This window comes from Achromobacter sp. ACM02 (assembly GCF_014851605.1).
Taxonomy (GTDB): Bacteria; Pseudomonadota; Gammaproteobacteria; order Burkholderiales; family Burkholderiaceae_B; genus Achromobacter; species Achromobacter aegrifaciens.
The window spans coordinates 854528-871854 of record NZ_JACUZY010000001.1 but is presented as its reverse complement, the minus strand read 5'-3'; the positions used below and the strand labels follow the sequence as shown (position 1 = coordinate 871854).

General features: G+C 66.5%; 13 protein-coding genes and 1 pseudogene. 9 read left to right on the top strand and 5 right to left on the bottom strand.

Annotated features, from left to right (window positions below; translation table 11 throughout):
* Window positions 1–17 precede the first annotated feature (17 nt).
* Both IB258_RS03960 and IB258_RS03955 read right to left on the bottom strand, forming a co-directional pair.
* Complete coding sequence (locus IB258_RS03960; protein WP_192352174.1) at window positions 18–1394, bottom strand: MmgE/PrpD family protein; 1377 nt, start codon at window positions 1392–1394, stop codon at window positions 18–20.
* 16 nt (window positions 1395–1410) lie between these two features.
* Window positions 1411–2571 (bottom strand): acyl-CoA dehydrogenase family protein, encoded by a 1161-nt coding sequence (locus IB258_RS03955; protein ID WP_054454089.1) that lies wholly within the window; start codon window positions 2569–2571, stop codon window positions 1411–1413.
* Window positions 2572–2741: 170 nt separating this feature from the next.
* On the opposite strand from IB258_RS03955, the pseudogene IB258_RS03950 reads away from it, so the two are divergent.
* Window positions 2742–4217 (top strand): annotated as a pseudogene (locus IB258_RS03950) (methyl-accepting chemotaxis protein); the annotation flags it as partial.
* Between the two features lie 150 nt (window positions 4218–4367).
* Here IB258_RS03950 and IB258_RS03945 read toward each other — a convergent pair.
* Entirely contained in the window at window positions 4368–6221 is a 1854-nt protein-coding gene (locus tag IB258_RS03945) for an EAL domain-containing protein (RefSeq protein ID WP_225590251.1), read from the bottom strand.
* Between the two features lie 206 nt (window positions 6222–6427).
* Here IB258_RS03945 and rdgB point away from each other — a divergent pair, with 206 nt between their 5' ends.
* The 5 genes from rdgB (at window position 6428) to ntrC (ending at window position 12647) form a co-directional block, all read left to right on the top strand.
* A complete protein-coding gene (rdgB, locus tag IB258_RS03940) occupies window positions 6428–7051 on the top strand; it encodes an RdgB/HAM1 family non-canonical purine NTP pyrophosphatase (RefSeq protein ID WP_192352173.1) in 624 nt (207 codons plus the stop codon).
* Window positions 7052–7088: 37 nt separating this feature from the next.
* Window positions 7089–8309 carry a radical SAM family heme chaperone HemW gene (hemW, locus tag IB258_RS03935; RefSeq protein ID WP_175213448.1) on the top strand — a complete coding sequence of 407 codons (1221 nt, stop codon included), beginning with the start codon at window positions 7089–7091 and terminating at the stop codon, window positions 8307–8309.
* Window positions 8310–8493: 184 nt separating this feature from the next.
* Window positions 8494–9906 carry a type I glutamate--ammonia ligase gene (gene glnA / locus IB258_RS03930; protein WP_054454097.1) on the top strand — a complete coding sequence of 471 codons (1413 nt, stop codon included), beginning with the start codon at window positions 8494–8496 and terminating at the stop codon, window positions 9904–9906.
* 183 nt (window positions 9907–10089) lie between these two features.
* Entirely contained in the window at window positions 10090–11154 is a 1065-nt protein-coding gene (gene glnL, locus IB258_RS03925; protein WP_054454100.1) for a nitrogen regulation protein NR(II), read from the top strand.
* Entirely contained in the window at window positions 11154–12647 is a 1494-nt protein-coding gene (gene ntrC, locus IB258_RS03920; RefSeq protein ID WP_054454102.1) for a nitrogen regulation protein NR(I), read from the top strand. The genes glnL and ntrC overlap by 1 nt, the downstream gene beginning before the upstream one ends.
* Before the next feature lie 18 nt (window positions 12648–12665).
* On the opposite strand, the gene IB258_RS03915 is transcribed toward ntrC, so the two are convergent.
* Window positions 12666–13580, bottom strand: coding sequence for a LysR family transcriptional regulator (locus IB258_RS03915; RefSeq protein WP_054454104.1), 915 nt, complete (start codon window positions 13578–13580; stop codon window positions 12666–12668).
* Window positions 13581–13753: 173 nt separating this feature from the next.
* Between IB258_RS03915 and IB258_RS03910 the strand changes: the two genes are divergently transcribed.
* The 3 genes from IB258_RS03910 to IB258_RS03900 all read left to right on the top strand — a co-directional run bounded on the left by IB258_RS03910 (window position 13754) and on the right by IB258_RS03900 (window position 16530).
* Window positions 13754–14452, top strand: coding sequence for a pirin family protein (locus IB258_RS03910; protein ID WP_054454106.1), 699 nt, complete (start codon window positions 13754–13756; stop codon window positions 14450–14452).
* A 104-nt stretch (window positions 14453–14556) separates the two neighbouring features.
* Window positions 14557–15462, top strand: a complete 906-nt coding sequence (locus IB258_RS03905) for a pirin family protein (protein ID WP_054454108.1) — start codon at window positions 14557–14559, stop codon at window positions 15460–15462.
* 90 nt (window positions 15463–15552) lie between these two features.
* On the top strand, window positions 15553–16530 hold the full coding sequence (locus IB258_RS03900) for a tripartite tricarboxylate transporter substrate binding protein (protein WP_119451583.1): 978 nt from the start codon (window positions 15553–15555) through the stop codon (window positions 16528–16530).
* 15 nt (window positions 16531–16545) lie between these two features.
* On the opposite strand, the gene IB258_RS03895 is transcribed toward IB258_RS03900, so the two are convergent.
* A complete protein-coding gene (locus IB258_RS03895) occupies window positions 16546–17322 on the bottom strand; it encodes an ABC transporter ATP-binding protein (RefSeq protein WP_054454830.1) in 777 nt (258 codons plus the stop codon).
* Between the last annotated feature and the right edge of the window lie 5 nt (window positions 17323–17327).

The window sequence follows — 17327 nt, the reverse complement described above, 5'->3', positions numbered from 1 at the left end:
AACCCGTAGATTCGGCTTTACTTCGACGCCAGCAGCATTCCCATTTTTTCCGCCTTTTCCAGATTCCAGATCGCGGCGATCAGCCCGCGCAGCTCTTGCTCGGTAGCGGCGTCCGCGTAGCGGCCCAGGCTTAGCGTCTTGTCCTCGATTTCCGCCCGGCTCAGGGTATTACCCGGATCGCCCTTGGGTTCATCCACGCGGCCATGCAGCTTGCGGCCGTCGCGGGTGTAGACCGTGACCTTGCCGATCCAGCGCTGAGGGTAGGCGCCGTCGACCTCCGGGTCGAGTTCCATTTCGACCTTGCCGCGGAACGTGGCGACGCCCGGATCGTCCAGGCCGGCATCGAATTCCGCCAGGCCTGCGCGGCCCTGGCGGGCGATCAGGGCCAGGACAGTGCCCATCGAGAACTTGGACTGGTGCACGGTCTGCGGATTGACTACCGGCCCCAGCACGTCGATGGCGCCCTGGTGCACGTGGGCCACGACGCGCTCGATGTCGGCTTCGGTCAGCTTGTTGTCGCGCAGCGCTTGCTGTAGCGCGTCGGCAGCGGGGTGGGTGTGGCGGCAGGAAGCGTGGAACTTGAACGAGGTCTCGGCCAGCGCCCAGCGTTCGCCCAAGCGGTCGCACAGGCGGCTCGGGTCGGCGTCGGTGGACATGCCGGCCGCCATGCCCTGCGGACCTTCCAGGATGTGGCGCGCGCCGGTGAAACCTTCGCGCGCGAGATAGGCGGCGGTGATGCCGTCGGCCGCGGCCTTGGCGGTGTGCAGTTGCTTGGAGTCGGCGGCGTCGCGCAGGAACTCCCAGAGGCCCGCAGCCTGCGTGCCGGCCGAGCCCAGCGCGTGCAGCATTTCCTCGGGGGACAGGTTCAGCAGCCGGCCGGTGGTGACGGCGGCGGCCAGCGTGCCTGCGGTGCCGGTGGTGTGGAAAATCTTGTAGTGCGAACGGCCCAGGAATTCGCCGACGCGGATTCCCACTTCGTAGCCCGCAACAGAGGCGACCAGCAGGTCTCGGCCCGAGCGGCCCAGCGCTTGCGCCACGGCCAGCGCAGGCGGGAACACCACGGCGGCGGGGTGGAACACGGAACCGTTGTGCACGTCGTCCTGCTCGACCACGTGGGCGGCCGCCGCGTTGACCATGGCGGCGAACAGCGGCGTGGTGCGGCGGCGGGTGATCAGGACTTCGCTGGAGCCGTCGGCCGGACCCATGGCGGCGGCGTAGCGGTCGATGGCCTGCACCGCGCGCGCCGAAGCGCCCGCCAGAATGGACGCCAGGCAGTCCAGCAACAGGTCCTCGGCGCGGCGCAGCACCGGCGCCGGGATGTCTTCATAGCGCAGGTTGGCGGCGAAGGCCGCGAGTTCGGCGCTCAGGTGCGGGATATCTTTGGCAGCGGTCATTGATGTCGGGGTCCGGTCAGAAGGAGCGGGGCAGGCCCAGGATGTGTTCGGCCACGTAGGACAGGATCAGGTTGGTCGAGATCGGCGCGACCTGATACAGGCGGGTTTCGCGGAACTTGCGCTCCACATCGTATTCCGTGGCGAAGCCGAAGCCGCCGTGGAATTGCAGGCAGGCATTGGCGGCTTCCCAGGACGCGTCGGCAGCCAGCAGCTTGGCCATGTTGGCTTGTGCGCCGCAGGGCTCGTGGGCGTCGAACAGGCGGCAGGCCTCGTAGCGCATCAGGCTGGCCGCTTCGACGTTGATGTGGGCGCGGGCGATGGGGAATTGCACGCCCTGGTTCTGGCCGATGGGGCGGCCGAACACCATGCGCTCCTTGGCGTAGGCAGTGACCTTGTCCACGAACCAGTAGCCGTCGCCAATGCATTCGGCGGCGATCAGGGTGCGTTCGGCGTTCAGGCCGTCCAGGATGTACTTGAAGCCCTTTCCTTCCTCGCCGATCAGGTTCTCCTCGGGGATTTCGAGGTTGTCGAAGAACAGCTCGTTGGTCTCGTGGTTGACCATGTTGGGGATCGGGCGGATCGACATGCCGTGCTTGACGGCATGATGCAGGTCCACCAGGAAGATGGACATGCCTTCGGATTTGCGCGTGACCTGGTCCAGCGGCGTGGTGCGCGCCAGCAGGATCATCAGGTCGGAGTGCTGCACGCGCGAGATCCAGACCTTCTGGCCGTTGATGACGTAGCGGTCGCCGCGCTTGACCGCGGTGGTCTTGATCTTGGTCGTGTCGGTGCCGGTGGTGGGTTCGGTGACGCCCATGGACTGCAGGCGCAGTTCGCCGGCGGCGATGCGCGGCAGGTACTCGCGCTTCTGGGCTTCGGAGCCGTGGCGCAGCAGCGTGCCCATGTTGTACATCTGGCCGTGGCAGGCGCCGGAATTGCCGCCGCTGCGGTTGATTTCTTCCATGATGACAGACGCTTCGGTCAGGCCCAGGCCGGAGCCGCCGTATTCCTGCGGGATCAGCGCGGCCAGCCAGCCGGCTTCGGTCAGCGCGCGGACGAAGGCTTCGGGATAGCCGCGTTCTTCATCGACCTTGCGGAAGTATTCGGAGGGGAACTGGGCGCAGAGATCGCGCACGGCTTCGCGGATGTCCTGATAGGCGTGGGAGGCGTTGGTCATGATGCTGTTTTCTGTATGAGTAATGGATCGGTACACCGTGGAATGTGCCGCATGCCGCCGCCCCTGCCAATTCACAATTGCTTAATACGGGGTTCGGTTTCATGACGGGAGTTTGTCATCCCGGCGCCGGGGTTGTGTCAAGAAATTGCCAAACTGGGTGTCCATAATCCATGCGAACGCCGCCGTTGGCGGCAGGTTTTGTATGGACTGATATGCGGAAAAACATCAGGGTCACGACGGCGTTGTCGGCCATTCTTGCGTTGTTCGTGGTGCTGTTCGCGCTGGCGGCGGCGGGGGCAATCACGGTGCTGCGGGAAAACCGGGCGGACATCGAAGCGCTGGGCCGGGGCAGCATCGAACGGGCTGGCGACCTGGCGGACATGACCAGCCGGCTGTTCCAGGCGCGCGCGGCGCTGACGGATGCCAAGACGGCGATGGAAGGCGGGCTGGAAGAGGCGCGCAACGAGTCGCTGGCGCACGCCGAGGCGCTGCTCAAGCAGGCCGGGGACAGCCTGGGACGCTTGCGCGCCAATCCCGACATCAGCGCCGAGGGCGCGCCGTTGTTCGATGGCGTATTGGCGGCCTACGCAGCCTTCGCGGACAAGACGCTGGCACCCATGCATGCGGCGATCAAGGGCTGGAACGGGATCGAGGTGAACCGCCTGGTGGACAAGGCGCTGCCGGCCAGCGGCGCTGCCTACGTCAAGCAGGCCGACGCCTACCAGACCTACGCCCGCGATCAGGGGCAGGCGGCCGTGGCCAGCGCCAGCCTCACGCTGCAGCGGGTGATCGCGGTGGCGGCCGGGGTGCTGGCGCTGGTGCTGCTGTTGGCTGTGCTGATCCGCCTGGCGTTCCGCCGCAGTATCCTGCGGCCGCTGAATGAAGCAGGGGCGCATTTCGACCGCATCGCCGACGGCGACCTCACGGGTGCGATCGCCATGCGTGGCGACAACGAGATCGGTGTCCTGTACAGCGCCATGCGGCGCATGCAGAAAGGGCTGTCGGCGGCAGTGGCCTCGGTGCGCCATGGCGTCGAGGAAATCCATACCGGTTCCGGCGAGATCGCCGCGGGCGGGGCGGACATGTCGGACCGTACCGCGCGTCAGGCGGGCTCGCTGCAGGAAGCGTCGGCCAACATGATGCAGCTGGCGCAAACGGTGCAGCTGACCGCCGGCAACGCCGACCTGGCCAGCCGCCAGGCGCTGGGCGCGACCCAGCTGGCGCAGCGCGGCGGCGCGGCGGTGGAGGAAGTGGTGCAGAGCATGCAGGGCATCGCCGAAAGCGCCCGCCGCATCGGCGAGATCGTGGGCGTGGTCGACAGCATCGCGTTCCAGACCAACATCCTGGCGCTCAATGCCGCGGTGGAAGCGGCGCGCGCGGGAGAGCAGGGAAAGGGCTTTGCCGTGGTGGCGGGCGAGGTGCGCTCGCTCGCCCAGCGCAGCGCGCAGGCCGCCAAGGAAATCAAGGGCCTGATCGAGGACTCCGCGGCGCGCGTGCAGGCGGGCGTGCGTCAGGTCAGCGTGGCCGGCGACACCATGCGCGACATGGTGCAATCGGTGGACCGGGTCACGCAGATCGTGGCCGAGATTTCCAGCGCGACGGCCGAGCAGGCGGCGGGCATCGCCTCGGTGAACCATGCGGTGGCGGACATCGAACGCTCGACGCAGGAGAATGCCGCCATGGTGGAGCAGACCGCGGCCGCTGCCGCCGCGCTGGAAGCCCAGGCGCAGGGTCTGCGCCGGGCCGTGGCGGTGTTCCAGATCGCCCAGCCGGCCGATGGCGCGGCCGGGCAGGGTTCAGCTATCCAGCTGCGGCAGGACGCCGCCGGTGTAGCGCTCGGCCACCAGCGACAGGTTCCCGTGCTTGACCTTGTGCTTGACGTGAGCGGCGGCCGACGCGATGTCCTCAGGGCGGATGCGCTCGCATAGCGATGGCGTGACGGTGAGGGCGCCCACGCCCAGCGTCACGAAGGGAAAGAAGCGCGGCACGCCGTAGCGGTCCTCGGCCTCGATCCCGCCGTTGCGGCGGCCCTCGTCGTCATACAGGTCCATGGCGCGGTCGTTGAATTCCGCGATGATGCGCTGGGCGCGCGCCATCCAGTCGGGGCTGCGCAACAGCACCACGAAGTCATCGCCGCCCACATGGCCGACGAAGTCGCGCTGCGGATCGCAGTGGCGCTTGATGACTTCGGCGGTCAACATGATCATGTCGTCGCCGCGCCAATAGCCATAGACGTCGTTGAAGGGCTTGAAGTTGTTCAGGTCGCCATAGCAGATGGTGAAGTCGTCGGCGTCTTCGAGCAGCGTGGCGATGTGGCGGCTGATGGGGATGTTGCCAGGCAGCGAGGTCAGCGGATTGGCGTAGCGCGCCGCCTCGATGCGCATCTCGGTGACCGAGCGCACCAAGGTTTCGCCGGTGGCCAGGCCGTCGTAGCGGCCTTCGCGCGTGATGATCAAGCCGTCCATCAGATAGCGCTGGTCTTCCGAGATCAGCACGTGGCTCAACTGGTCGATGGATACGTTCAGGTCCACCAGCACCGGTTCGGCATTCATGAAGGTGGAGCAGGCGTCCCGCCCGAACAGCTCGCGCGTGTAGCGCTGGGCGTAATGTTCCGAGAAATCGCGCCGGTTGATGATGCCGACCGGCCGGTTGTCGTCGTCGATCACCGCCACCGCGTGCATTTCCTTGTGTTCGATGAACAGCCGGTGCACGTCGTCATTGGTGTGTCCGGTCAGCCGTACCGCCGGCGCTTCGACGCGCAGGCTGGCCGCCGTGCCGCCGACGCCGCGGGCGGGCGTTGCGGCCGGCGCGCGTTGGCGCAGCGAATCGCGCAGCGGCGGCGCCAGCTCGGTCAGCAGCATTTCCTCCGGCCGGCCCAGCAGCCAGCCTTGCGCGTAGCGGATGTCCAGCTCGCGCACCACAGCCAGGTCCTCGGCGGTCTCGATGCCTTCGGCAACGATGGTGGTGCCCAGGTGCTGCGCCACTTTCAGGATGGCGCGCACCATGTTCTGCTTGCGCTCGTCCTGGCCGATGCCGTCGAAGAAATAGCGGTCGATCTTGACCAGGTCCGGCTGCATCTCGGCCCAGAGCTGCAGATTGGAGTTGCCCACGCCGTAGTCGTCCAGCGCAACACGCATGCCATGCGCCCGCAGGCAGGCAAATGCGCTGGACAGCTCCGCCATGTGCTCGGACAGCGGATCCTGCTCGGTGAGTTCGACGATGATGCTGGAAGGCGCGAGCGAGCAATTCTTAAGCAGGCGCTCGGGCATTTCCTCGCCCCACAGGGTCCAGTAGTGCAGCAGCGCCGAACCGGACAGGTTCAGGAACAGCATGCCGGAGGCGTCGTGCTGGTGAAAGCCCTGCGCGCCGGCGCGGAAGCTCGCCAGCTCCAGCTGCGGATGCAGGCCCTGGCGGCGGGCCTCGGCGAACAAGGCGTCGGGAAAGTGCAGGGCGGTGTCGACGGGGCCGCGGATCAGGCTTTCATGGCCGTAGATGCGGCTGTGCGAAAGATCGACCACGGGCTGGAAGCGTGGGCGCAGCAGCCGTTCCCGCAGGATGCCGGCCAGGCTCACGTGCGCTGACGCGCTGTCCAGGGGGGATGAGGGCGCGCGGGCCGCTACCGGCCGGGGCAAAGCGTGAATGGGGTCCATCGCCGGTGCGTTCAGATACTATCAGTGACAAGTTTGATCATGTTGACAACAAAATATGTCCGCGTTGTTTCGTCGATGGCAGGCGCGCCATATTCAATTAGGGTCAGTATCACTGTCAACCCTGGAGCGAGGTATATCCTTTCGCCTCGCGGGGGCATGCCGCCCGCAGGCGGCGGATAGGGCCCGCGCCCTATACAATTTGCCCCATGACTGCTCCCAAGATTCCCGATTCCCTGCGCCGCGTGGTGCTCGCCTCCAACAATGCCGGCAAGCTGCGCGAGTTTTCCGCGCTGTTCGCGCCCCTGGGCATCGAGCTTGTGCCCCAGGGCGAACTGGGCGTGCCCGAGGCCGAAGAGCCGCACGTGACGTTCGTCGAGAACGCGCTGGCCAAGGCTCGCCATGCCAGCCGCCTGACGGGACTGCCGGCCCTGGCCGACGATTCCGGCCTGTGCGTCGCGGCGCTGGATGGCGCGCCTGGCGTGTATTCGGCGCGCTATGCCAAGATGCTGGGCGGCGAAAAATCCGATCAGGCCAACAACGAACTGCTGGTGCGCAATCTGGCCGGCGTGGCCGACCGCAGCGCCTGGTACGTGGCGGTGCTGGTGCTGGTGCGTTCCGAGAACGATCCGCGGCCGCTGATAGGCGAAGGCCTGTGGCATGGCGAGATCATCGATCAGCCCGAAGGCGCCAACGGCTTTGGCTACGATCCGCATTTCTACCTGCCCGACCAGGCCCTGACCGCCGCCGCCCTGGAGCCCGAGGAAAAGAACCGGCTGAGCCATCGCGCCCGCGCCCTGCGCGAACTGTTGAGCAAGCTGAGCCAGGCTTGACTAGGGCGCCGCGTGGCGCCCGGTTCAGGAATTACGCATGTCCATCATCATTCCCATCCGCAACGACATGGGCGCGCAACCGTCGCGCCTGAAGCTGCCGGCCGGCGCCACGCTGACCAGCCTGCCGCCGCTGTCCGTCTATGTGCACGTGCCGTGGTGCGTGCGAAAATGTCCCTATTGCGACTTCAATTCCCACGCGGCGCCGGGCGAAATCCCGGAACGCGCCTATCTGGATGCCCTGCGCAGCGATCTGGAGCAGGCGCTGCCTTCGATCTGGGGGCGGCAGGTGGTATCCGTCTTCATCGGCGGAGGCACGCCCAGCCTGCTGTCGTCCGAAGGACTGGACGAACTGCTGGCGATGCTGCGCGCCTGTCTGAACCTGTGGCCCGACGCCGAAATCACCATGGAAGCCAATCCCGGCACGGCCGAGGCCGGGCGTTTCCGCGACTATGCCGCCAGCGGCGTAACGCGGTTTTCGCTGGGGATCCAGAGTTTCGACGATGCGCAGCTGAAGAAGCTGGGCCGCATCCATGACAGCGCGCAGGCGAGGGCGGCGATCGAGATGGCGCAGCGTGCGGTCTCGCGCGTCAACCTGGACATGATGTTCGCCTTGCCCGGCCAGACCCTGGAGGCCTGTGCGGCCGATCTGCGGCAGGCCGTGGCTTTTGGCACCGAGCACCTGTCGCTCTATCACCTGACGATGGAGCCCAATACCGTCTTCGCCAAGTTCCCCCCGCAGGACCTGCCCGACGACGACACCAGCGCCGCCATGCAGGACGCGGTGGAGGCCGAGCTGGCGGCGGCCGGCCTTGCCCGCTATGAGGTTTCCGCCTACGCGAAGCCCGGCGCGCGCTGCCGCCACAATCTGAATTACTGGGAATTTGGCGATTACCTGGGCCTGGGCCCGGGGGCGCACGGCAAGCTGTCCTTCCATGACCGCATCGTGCGCGAAGCGCGGCTGCGCGGGCCCGACTCGTGGATGCAGGCCGCCATGGCCCGCGACGGCAGCCACATCGCCGAAAGCCGCCAGGTCGGGCCGGACGAACTGCCGTTCGAGTTCATGCTGAACGCCCTGCGCCTGAAGGAGGGCGTAGCCGCCACCGCGTTCAACGAGCGTACCGGCCTGTCGCTGGCCGCCATTGCGCACCAATTGGAGGCGGCCTCCAAGCGCGGGCTGTTGGACGCCGATCCGACCCGGCTGCGCGCGACTCCATTGGGCTGGAGATTCCTCAACGACCTGCAGGAAATGTTCCTGTAGCGTTCATGCACCATAGTGGGGCAATCATGCCCCACTATTTGCACCATGATGGTGCTACATTTTCCCATGATCGAGCCGATTTCCCCGGGGAATCCCGGAGAGGAAACCTGGCACGCTTATTGCTTCCCTCTTTTATGCCAGTCGACGGGCAAAGCCCTCGACCTTTTTATCTAATGGAGATGACATGGCAAGCCCGAAAGATGTCCTGAAACAGATCGCCGACAACGAAGTCAAATTCGTGGATTTCCGCTTTACCGATACGATTGGCCGTGAGCACCACATTTCGGTGCCGATCAGCCAGATCGACGAAGACAAGCTGGAAAGCGGGCAGGCCTTCGACGGTTCGTCGATCCCGGGCTGGAAGGGCATCGAAGCCTCCGACATGCTGCTCATCCCCGACCTGTCCACCGCCAACCTGGATCCGTTCCGCGAAGAGCCGACCATGATCCTGTCGTGCGACGTGGTCGAACCTTCCGACCTGAAGGGCTACGACCGCGACCCGCGCTCGCTGGCCAAGCGCGCCGAAGCCTACCTCAAGTCCTCCGGCCTGGGCGACACCGCCTACTTTGGTCCGGAACCCGAATTCTTCGTCTTCGACGGCGTGACCTGGAACAGCGACATGTCCGGCACGTTCGTCAAGATCAAGTCCGAAGAAGCCCCCTGGTCCTCGGGCCTGGAATTCGAAGGCGGCAACACCGGCCACCGTCCCACCGTCAAGGGCGGCTACTTCCCCGTGCCCCCGGTCGACTCGTTCCAGGACATGCGTTCGGAAATGTGCCTGCTGATGGAACAGATGGGCGTGCCGGTCGAAGTGCACCACCATGAAGTGGCCGGCGCCGGCCAGCTCGAAATCGGCACCAAGTTCAGCACGCTGGTGCAGCGCGCCGACTGGACGCAGATCGTCAAGTACGTGATCCACAACGTGGCCCACGCCTACGGCAAGACCGCCACGTTCATGCCCAAGCCCATCGTCGGCGACAACGGCTCCGGCATGCACGTCCACCAGTCCATCTGGAAGGACGGCCAGAACCTGTTCGCGGGCAACGGCTACGCCGGCCTGTCGGAATTCGCGCTGTACTACATCGGCGGCATCATCAAGCACGCCCGCGCGCTGAACGCCATCACCAACCCCGGTACCAACTCGTACAAGCGCCTGGTTCCGCACTACGAAGCGCCCGTGAAGCTGGCTTACTCGGCCCGCAACCGTTCGGCCTCGATCCGTATTCCGTACGTCGGCAACCCGAAGGGCCGCCGCGTCGAAGCGCGCTTCCCGGACCCCCTGGCCAACCCGTACCTGGCTTTCTCGGCGCTGATGATGGCCGGCCTGGACGGCGTGCAGAACAAGATTCACCCCGGCGATCCCGCCGACAAGAACCTGTACGACCTGCCGCCGGAAGAAGACGCCAAGATCCCGACGGTCTGCGCCTCGCTGGAACAGGCTCTGGAAGCGCTGGACAACGACCGCGAGTTCCTGACCCGCGGCGGCGTGTTCAGCAACGACATGCTCACGGCCTACATCGACCTGAAGATGGCCGATGTGAACCGTCTGCGCATGACGCCGCACCCGGTCGAGTTCGACATGTACTACAGCCTCTAATGTCCTGAGGCAGTAGCTGGAGGTGGCGCGATGATGCAGGCAGAAACCAGGGCCCGCAGCACGCGCACCGCCAGATCGCGGTTCGACGTGCTGTCTGCCAGGCCTTACGCCTGGTGGACAGGGCGCCGGCTTCCGGCGCGGCCGTCGCGTTCCGCCGTCCCCTCACATTCGGGTATGTAGAAAATGAATGTAGAAGCTCTCGATTTGCTAGCCACGTCCGTTTTCCTGGTCAACGAGCGCGGTCATATCGAATACGCCAATGCGGCCGCTGAAGATCTGTTCGGCCGCTCGCGCAAGCAACTGGGCGGGCAATCCGCCGCCACGCTGTTCGACAGTCCGGAAAACATCCAATCCTCCATCGACCGCGCAGCCGCAGGGCGCTATGCCGACGTCAGGCAACTGGCCTCGTTGCGCCGCGCCGCGGAATCCGTGGAAGTCTCCGTGACGACGGTCGGACTGACGGGCCAGCGCTGGCCCGTGCTGATAGAAACCCGCGAGATCGAGCAGCGCGTGCTGGCCGACCGCAACCACCGCCTGGTTGACGAGATCGAAGCCCACCGCGAACTGCTGCGCAATCTGGCGCATGAAGTCAAGAATCCCCTGGGCGGCCTGCGCGGCGCCGCGCAATTGCTCGAAGCCGAACTGCCCAGCGCGGCACTGGCCGAGTACACCCAAGTCATCATTTCCGAAGCCGACCGCCTGCAGGCGCTGGTGGACCGCCTGAGTGGCCCGCAACGTGTGCCGCTGAACGCGCGGCCGGTGAACATCCATGAGATCTGCGAACGCGTCTGCGCGCTGATCCAGGCCGAATTCCGCAATGACGTCACGCTGCTGCGCGACTACGACGCCTCGGTGCCGGACCTGAAGGGCGACGCCGCCCGTCTGATGCAGGCCGTCCTGAATGTGGCGCGCAACGCCGCGCAGGAACTGGTGGCGCGGCCCCAGGGACCGCAGACCGAACCCGGCGTGGTCACGCTGCGCACGCGCGTCGCGCGGCAGGTGATGCTGGCCCACCGCCAGCATCGTCTGGCGCTGGTGCTGTCCATTACTGACAACGGTCCCGGCGTGCCGGATCAGATCCGCGACCGCATCTTCCATCCGCTGGTCACGGCGCGGGCGGGAGGCACCGGCCTGGGCTTGAGCCTGGCGCAGGACTTCGTGCAGCAGCACGGCGGCATCATCGAATTTGAATCCCGGCCCGGCCGCACCGAATTCCGCCTGGTCCTACCGATGGAGCCTGCACACTGATGAAACCCGTATGGATCGTCGATGATGACCAGGCCATCCGCTGGGTCCTGGAAAAAGCCCTGGCGCGCGCCGGTGTGCCCACCCGCAGTTTTTCGCAATCGGCCGACGTGCTGGAAGCGCTGTCGCACGAAGCGCCCGCCGCGCTGGTGTCCGACATCCGCATGCCAGGCGGCAACGGCCTGGAGCTGCTGCGCCAGTTGAAGGAACGCAACCCCGGCCTGCCGGTCATCGTCATGACCGCGTTCGCCGACCTGGACAGCACCGTTTCCGCCTTTCAGGGCGGGGCGTTCGACTACCTGGCCAAGCCGTTCGATGTGAACGAGGCGGTGGCGCTGATCCAGCGCGCCATGCAGGAATCCGCCGAGCCTGAAAGCCCCGAAGGGCAGGGCGAATCGGCGCAGAACAACGAGCGGTGGATGATGACGCAGTCCTCGTCCACCGCCATGCAGGAAGTGTTCCGCGCGATCGGCCGGCTGGCGCAGTCCAAGGTCACCGTGCTGATCACCGGCGAATCCGGCACCGGCAAGGAGCTGGTGGCGCGCGCCTTGCACGGCCATGGCGTGCGCGCCGGCGGACCCTTCGTGGCGCTGAACGCGGCGGCCATTCCGCGCGATCTGCTGGAGGCCGAGCTGTTCGGCCACGAACGTGGCGCGTTCACGGGCGCCAACAACCTGCGTCGCGGCCGCTTCGAGGAAGCGCATGGCGGCACGCTGTTCCTGGACGAAATCGGCGACATGCCGATCGAGTTGCAGACGCGCCTGTTGCGCGTGCTGGCAGAAGGCAGCTTCTACCGCGTCGGCGGCGCGCAGCCGGTGCGCGTCGACGTACGCATCGTCGCCGCCACCCATCAACCGCTGGAACAGCGCGTGGAACAGGGCCTGTTCCGCGAGGACTTGTTCCACCGCCTGAACGTGATCCGTCTGCGCCTGCCGCCGTTGCGCGAACGGGTGGAGGACATTCCGGCGCTGGCCGGCCACTTCCTGACCGCCAGCGCCCGTGCGCTGGGAGTGCCGGTCAAGCGCCTGACGCCGGAAGCGCTTGCCGTGCTGTCCAAGTTCGATTTTCCGGGCAACGTGCGCCAGCTGGAGAACTTCTGCCATTGGCTGACCGTGATGGCGCCCGGCCAGACGGTCGAGCCGGCGGACCTGCCGCCGGAAATCCGCGCCATGGAGCACCAGCCGCAGCCGAGTCCCGCGCCGTTGCGTCCGGCCGTGTCCATGGCCGGCGTGGGCACCGTGGTTCCGACCTCGGCGCCCATGGAAGCGGGCTCTCCACGCAACTGGCAGGACTCCCTGCTGCGCGACGCGCAGTACCGGCTGGAACGTGGCGAACCGGCGGTCATGGCCACGCTCACGCGCCAGTTCGAGAAGATCCTGCTGCAAAGCGCGCTGGATGCCAGCCGCGGCCGCCGGGTCGAGGCCGCCAGCCGCCTGGGCATCGGCCGCAACACCATCACGCGCAAGCTGCGCGAGTTGGGCATCGAGGACGAATAAGGCGCGCGGCCGCGCGCCTTATCCCATCCCCAACAGGCTCTCGCAGAGGCGCGGCGATTTCAGCTTCTGCAGCCACCATTTCAGGGCTTCGCCCGGCGGCTCCGAGCGCCAGGCGTATGTCAGGTGTTCCGTCAGGGACATGCCTTCGTCCGTTTCGCACACCACCAGCAAGCCTTGCGCCAGATACGGCGCGGCCAGGGTCAGCGGCAAGTAGCCGCAGCCCAGGCCGCGCACCTGGGCGTCTATCTTGGCCTGCATGGTAGGCATGACCAGGGTGGGCTGTTCGGCCAGGATGCCGCGCGTCTGCGGCGCCAGGTTACGCGACGTGTCCGCCACCACCACCGCGCAATAACGCGTGATGTCGGCGCGGCTCAAGGGCTGCGGCAGCGAAGCAAGCGGATGGTGCGAGGCCACGCAGAAGCCGAATTGGGATTGGCCCATGGCTTGCGAGCGATAGGGGCCGGTCGGCTCGCCCGCCGCGCCCGCGCCGATGACCAGGTCGGCCCGTCCTGAGGTCAGGGCGTCCCAGTTGCCGCTCAATACCTCGCTGGAAAAGCGCAGCGTGGTGGCGCTACCCAGCGCCTGGAACTCCTCGATCAGGTCGTACAGCGGCCGCCACGGCAGCACCGCGCTGACCGCGATGCGCAACTCCACCTCCCAGCCCGTGGCAATGCGCTTGACGCGGCAGGCCAGGTCGTCCAGCGATTGCAAGACGTGGCGGCCTTCCTTCAGCAGCGTTTCGCCCGCTGGCGTCAGCAGCGCGCGGTGTCCGGATCGGTCGAACAACAGCACGTCCAAGCCGTCTTCCAGCTTGCGGATGGAGTAGGTGACGGCCGAAGGCACCTTGCCCAGTTCGCGGGCGGCCTTGGCAAAGCTGCCGTGGCGGGCGATGGCGTCCACCAGGATCAGAAGTTCGGGGGTGATGGCTTGCATGGTCGGGGGCTTGGCACCAATGTTCAAAAAATTTGAATGGTTTCGTCAAAATATAGCGCCAAACAGGCCAGGCTGCACGCGCACAATATCACTCATGCCGGTGGTGCAGCGGGTTCTCGGGAAATGAGGTCCAGGCTGCACAACCATTCACATTATTGAAACAGGAGTCCGCAATGCTTACCACTCGCCGCGCTGCTGAACGGGGTCACGCCAACCACGGATGGCTGGACTCGTTCCACACGTTTTCCTTCGCCAATTACTACGACCCGGCCCACATGGGCTTTGGCGCCCTGCGCGTGATCAATGACGACCGCATCGCGGCCGGCCGCGGCTTCGGCACGCATGGCCATCGCGACATGGAAATCATCACCTACGTGCTGGACGGCGCGATCGCCCACAAGGACAGCATGGGCAGCGGCTCGACCATCCAGCCCGGCAACGTGCAGCGCATGAGCGCCGGCCGCGGGGTCATGCACTCGGAGTTCAACCCGCTGGCGGACCGCGAAACGCACATGCTGCAGATCTGGATCGAGCCCGACGTCACTGGCATTGCGCCCGAGTACGAAGAGCGCAGCTTCAGCGACGAGCAGAAGCGCGGCCGGCTGCAAGCGCTGGTGTCGCCGGATGGCGCTGACGGTTCGATGAAGATCCATCAGGATGCGCGCCTGTATGGCGGGCTGTTCGACGGCGACGAGTCCGCCGCGCTGGAACTGGCCGCCGGCCGCCGCGCCTGGGTGCACGTGGCCCGCGGCAGCCTGACAGTCAACGGCGTTGAGCTGTCGGCTGGCGACGCGCTCGCCATCACCGGCGAGCCTCGCGTCGAGCTGTCGGGCGGCAAGCAGGCCGAAGTCCTGGTGTTCGACCTGGCGTGATGCGTCAAGGCGGGCGGGCTGGATCAGTCCGCCCGCCGCTGTTTTTTCCATGCAGGCGGCAGGCCTTAAGATGGTCCTAGTCCCCACAACCCGGAGAGTCCGATATGTCCACCTTGTCCGAAGCCGGCGAAAGCCAGATTGAAGCCGTCGTCGTGCCGCGCACCAGCGACCTGGGCGGCTTTTCCGTGCGCCGCGCCATCCCGTCCGCACAGCGCCGCACTGTCGGGCCGTTCGTGTTCCTGGACCACATGGGTCCGGTCGAGTTTGCCGCCGGTACGGGCATAGACGTGCGCCCGCATCCGCATATCGGCCTGTCCACGGTGACCTATCTGTACGAAGGCTCCATGGTGCATCGCGATGGCGCGGGCCACACCCAGACCATTTTGCCGGGCGAGGTCAACTGGATGACGGCGGGCCGCGGCATCGTGCATTCGGAACGCTCCTCGCCCGAAAGCCGCCAGGCCGCGCAGCGTCTCTGTGGCCTGCAGATCTGGGTGGGGCTGCCCAAGGAACACGAGGAAACCGATCCGGGCTTCACCCACTACGGCCTGGACGCGCAACCGGTCATCGAAGGCGAGGGCGTGCGCGCCCAGGTGGTGGCGGGTTCGTTGTTCGGCAAGACGTCCTCGGTGAAGACGCTGTCGCCGCTGTTCTATGGCGATCTGCAATTGCAGGCGGGCGCGACCACGGTGCTGCCGGCCGAGCATGAAGAGCGCGCCGCCTATCTGGCGCAGGGCACGGTCGAGATCGACGGGCAGGAGTTCGAAAGCGGCCGCCTGGTCGTGTTTGCGCCGGGCCGCCCCGTGCAGATCCGCGCCAAGACTGCGGCGCGCTTTGCGGTGATCGGCGGAGAGCCGCTGGACGGGCCGCGCTTCGTGTGGTGGAACTTCGTCTCCAGCAGCAAGGACCGCATCGAACAGGCCAAGCAGGATTGGCAGCGCAGCCGCTTCGACCAGATCGTGCCGGGCGACGAGACCGAGTACATCCCGCTGCCCGAGCCGCGCGCCTGAGTCAGCGCTCGAACCGGCCGCACGCAATCGCCACGCGGCCGGCGGTATGATGCGCCTCCGACCCTCACAACAAAACGGGATGGAGACATCATGCATCGCTACACATTCAACGCGCTGCGCGGCCTGGCCGCGCTGGCGCTGATCCAGGGCGCTTCGGCGGCGCTCGCTGCCGGCTATCCGGCCAAGCCCATCACCTTCATCGTGCCTTACACCGCAGGCGGCACCACCGACCTGGTGGCGCGCACCGCGGGCCAGAAGGTCGCGGAAAAATTGGGCCAGCCCGTCATAGTCGAAAACCGTCCCGGCGCGGGCGGCAATATCGGCATGGACGCCGTGGCCAAGGCCGCGCCCGACGGCTACACCATCGGCTTCGGCGCTATCTCCACCAACGCGCTGAATCCTTTCGTCTACCCCTCCATGCCTTTCGATCCCACCAAGGATTTCACGGGCGTCAGCATGCTGGGCGCTTCCACCGTGGTGCTGGAAGTCGGTCCTGCGCTGAAGGTCGACAGCGTCAAGGACCTGGTCGCTTATGCCAAGCAGCATCCGGGCACCTCGTTCGGCACGCCGGGCACTGGCACGTCCATGCATCTGGCTGGCGTGATGTTCGACCAGCTGACCGGCGCCGGCATGCAGCACATTCCTTACAAGGGCAGCGCGCAGGGGCTGAACGACCTGCTGGGAGGGCACTTGCCGGTGATGTTCGACAATCTGCCGGCGTCGCTGCCGCACATCAAGGCGGGCAAAGTGCATGCGCTGGCCGTGACGGGCAGCAAGCGGGCGCCCGCCTTGCCGGACGTGCCGACGCTGGCCGAGCTGGGCTATGAAGCAGCCGTGGTCGATCCGTGGTTCGCGGTCTATGGGCCTGCGAAGATGTCGCCTGAAGCGACCAAGGCGCTGAGCGAAGCCTTCCAATGGGCGCTGGCCTTGCCGGAAGTGAAAGGCAAGCTGGAGCAGGCCGGTTTCATGCCCTACGGCTCCACGCCGCAGGAAGTGGAACGCCTGACCCAGAGCCAGCACGAGGCCTTCAAGGCCTTGTCGCAGAAAGTGAAGCTGTCGGCCGACTGAGCGGCCGGGACGACTTCAGCGGCCGCGCGCGTAGGCTTGCTCGCGCCGCTCTTCCAGCGCTTCGCGGCGGATGAAGTCGCGCACGAAGTCGCTGGCGGGATGATGGTGCAGGTTGTAGGGCGTGTCCCACTGCGCGATGCTGCCCTTGGACATGACGCCGATGCGGTCGGCGATGGCGAAGGCTTCGGCCTGGTTGTGCGTGACCAGGATGGCCGTGTGGCCGGTGGTCTTGAGGATGTCGCGCACTTCAAAGGCCAGGCGTTCGCGCGTGTCCACGTCCAGGTTCGAGAACGGCTCGTCCAGCAGCAGCAGGTCGGGCGAGGGCGCCAGCGCGCGAGCCAGCGCCACGCGCTGCTGCTGGCCGCCGGAGATCTCGTGCGGATAGCTGTTGGCGGCATGCGCCAGGCCCACCAGTTCCAGCATCTCTTCGACGCGGCGCGCGCGTTCCGGGCGCGCCATCTTGCGCAGGCCGAAGGCCACGTTCAGCGCCACCGTCAGGTGCGGGAACAGCGCGTAGTCCTGGAACATCATGCCCACCCGGCGATGTTCGGGCGCCACCTGCACGGTGGGCGAGGAAATGACGGCGCCATCCAGCAGGATGCGTCCGGCCCGCACTGGCTCAAAACCGGCGATGGCCCGGAGCACCGTGGTCTTGCCGCAGCCGGATTCGCCCAGCAGGCAACCGATATGGCCCACGGGCAGGCCCAGCGTCAGGTCCTGCACCACGGGCTTGAGTCCCGCCGGGGTCTCGTAGGCGAGGGAAAGGTGATCGAGTTCTAACAGATCGGGCACGATGA

Excerpts from the sequence above, each read along its gene's own strand:
- ntrC (WP_054454102.1), top strand. The coding sequence starts at position 11,154 with ATGAAACCCGTATGGATCGTCGATGATGACCAGGCCATCCGCTGGGTC.
- IB258_RS03915 (WP_054454104.1), bottom strand. The coding sequence starts at position 13,580 with ATGCAAGCCATCACCCCCGAACTTCTGATCCTGGTGGACGCCATCGCC.
- IB258_RS03910 (WP_054454106.1), top strand. The coding sequence starts at position 13,754 with ATGCTTACCACTCGCCGCGCTGCTGAACGGGGTCACGCCAACCACGGA.
- IB258_RS03905 (WP_054454108.1), top strand. The coding sequence starts at position 14,557 with ATGTCCACCTTGTCCGAAGCCGGCGAAAGCCAGATTGAAGCCGTCGTC.
- glnA (WP_054454097.1), top strand. The coding sequence starts at position 8,494 with ATGGCAAGCCCGAAAGATGTCCTGAAACAGATCGCCGACAACGAAGTC.
- IB258_RS03945 (WP_225590251.1), bottom strand. The coding sequence starts at position 6,221 with ATGGACCCCATTCACGCTTTGCCCCGGCCGGTAGCGGCCCGCGCGCCC.
- IB258_RS03955 (WP_054454089.1), bottom strand. The coding sequence starts at position 2,571 with ATGACCAACGCCTCCCACGCCTATCAGGACATCCGCGAAGCCGTGCGC.
- IB258_RS03960 (WP_192352174.1), bottom strand. The coding sequence starts at position 1,394 with ATGACCGCTGCCAAAGATATCCCGCACCTGAGCGCCGAACTCGCGGCC.
- hemW (WP_175213448.1), top strand. The coding sequence starts at position 7,089 with ATGTCCATCATCATTCCCATCCGCAACGACATGGGCGCGCAACCGTCG.
- rdgB (WP_192352173.1), top strand. The coding sequence starts at position 6,428 with ATGACTGCTCCCAAGATTCCCGATTCCCTGCGCCGCGTGGTGCTCGCC.
- glnL (WP_054454100.1), top strand. The coding sequence starts at position 10,090 with ATGAATGTAGAAGCTCTCGATTTGCTAGCCACGTCCGTTTTCCTGGTC.
- IB258_RS03900 (WP_119451583.1), top strand. The coding sequence starts at position 15,553 with ATGCATCGCTACACATTCAACGCGCTGCGCGGCCTGGCCGCGCTGGCG.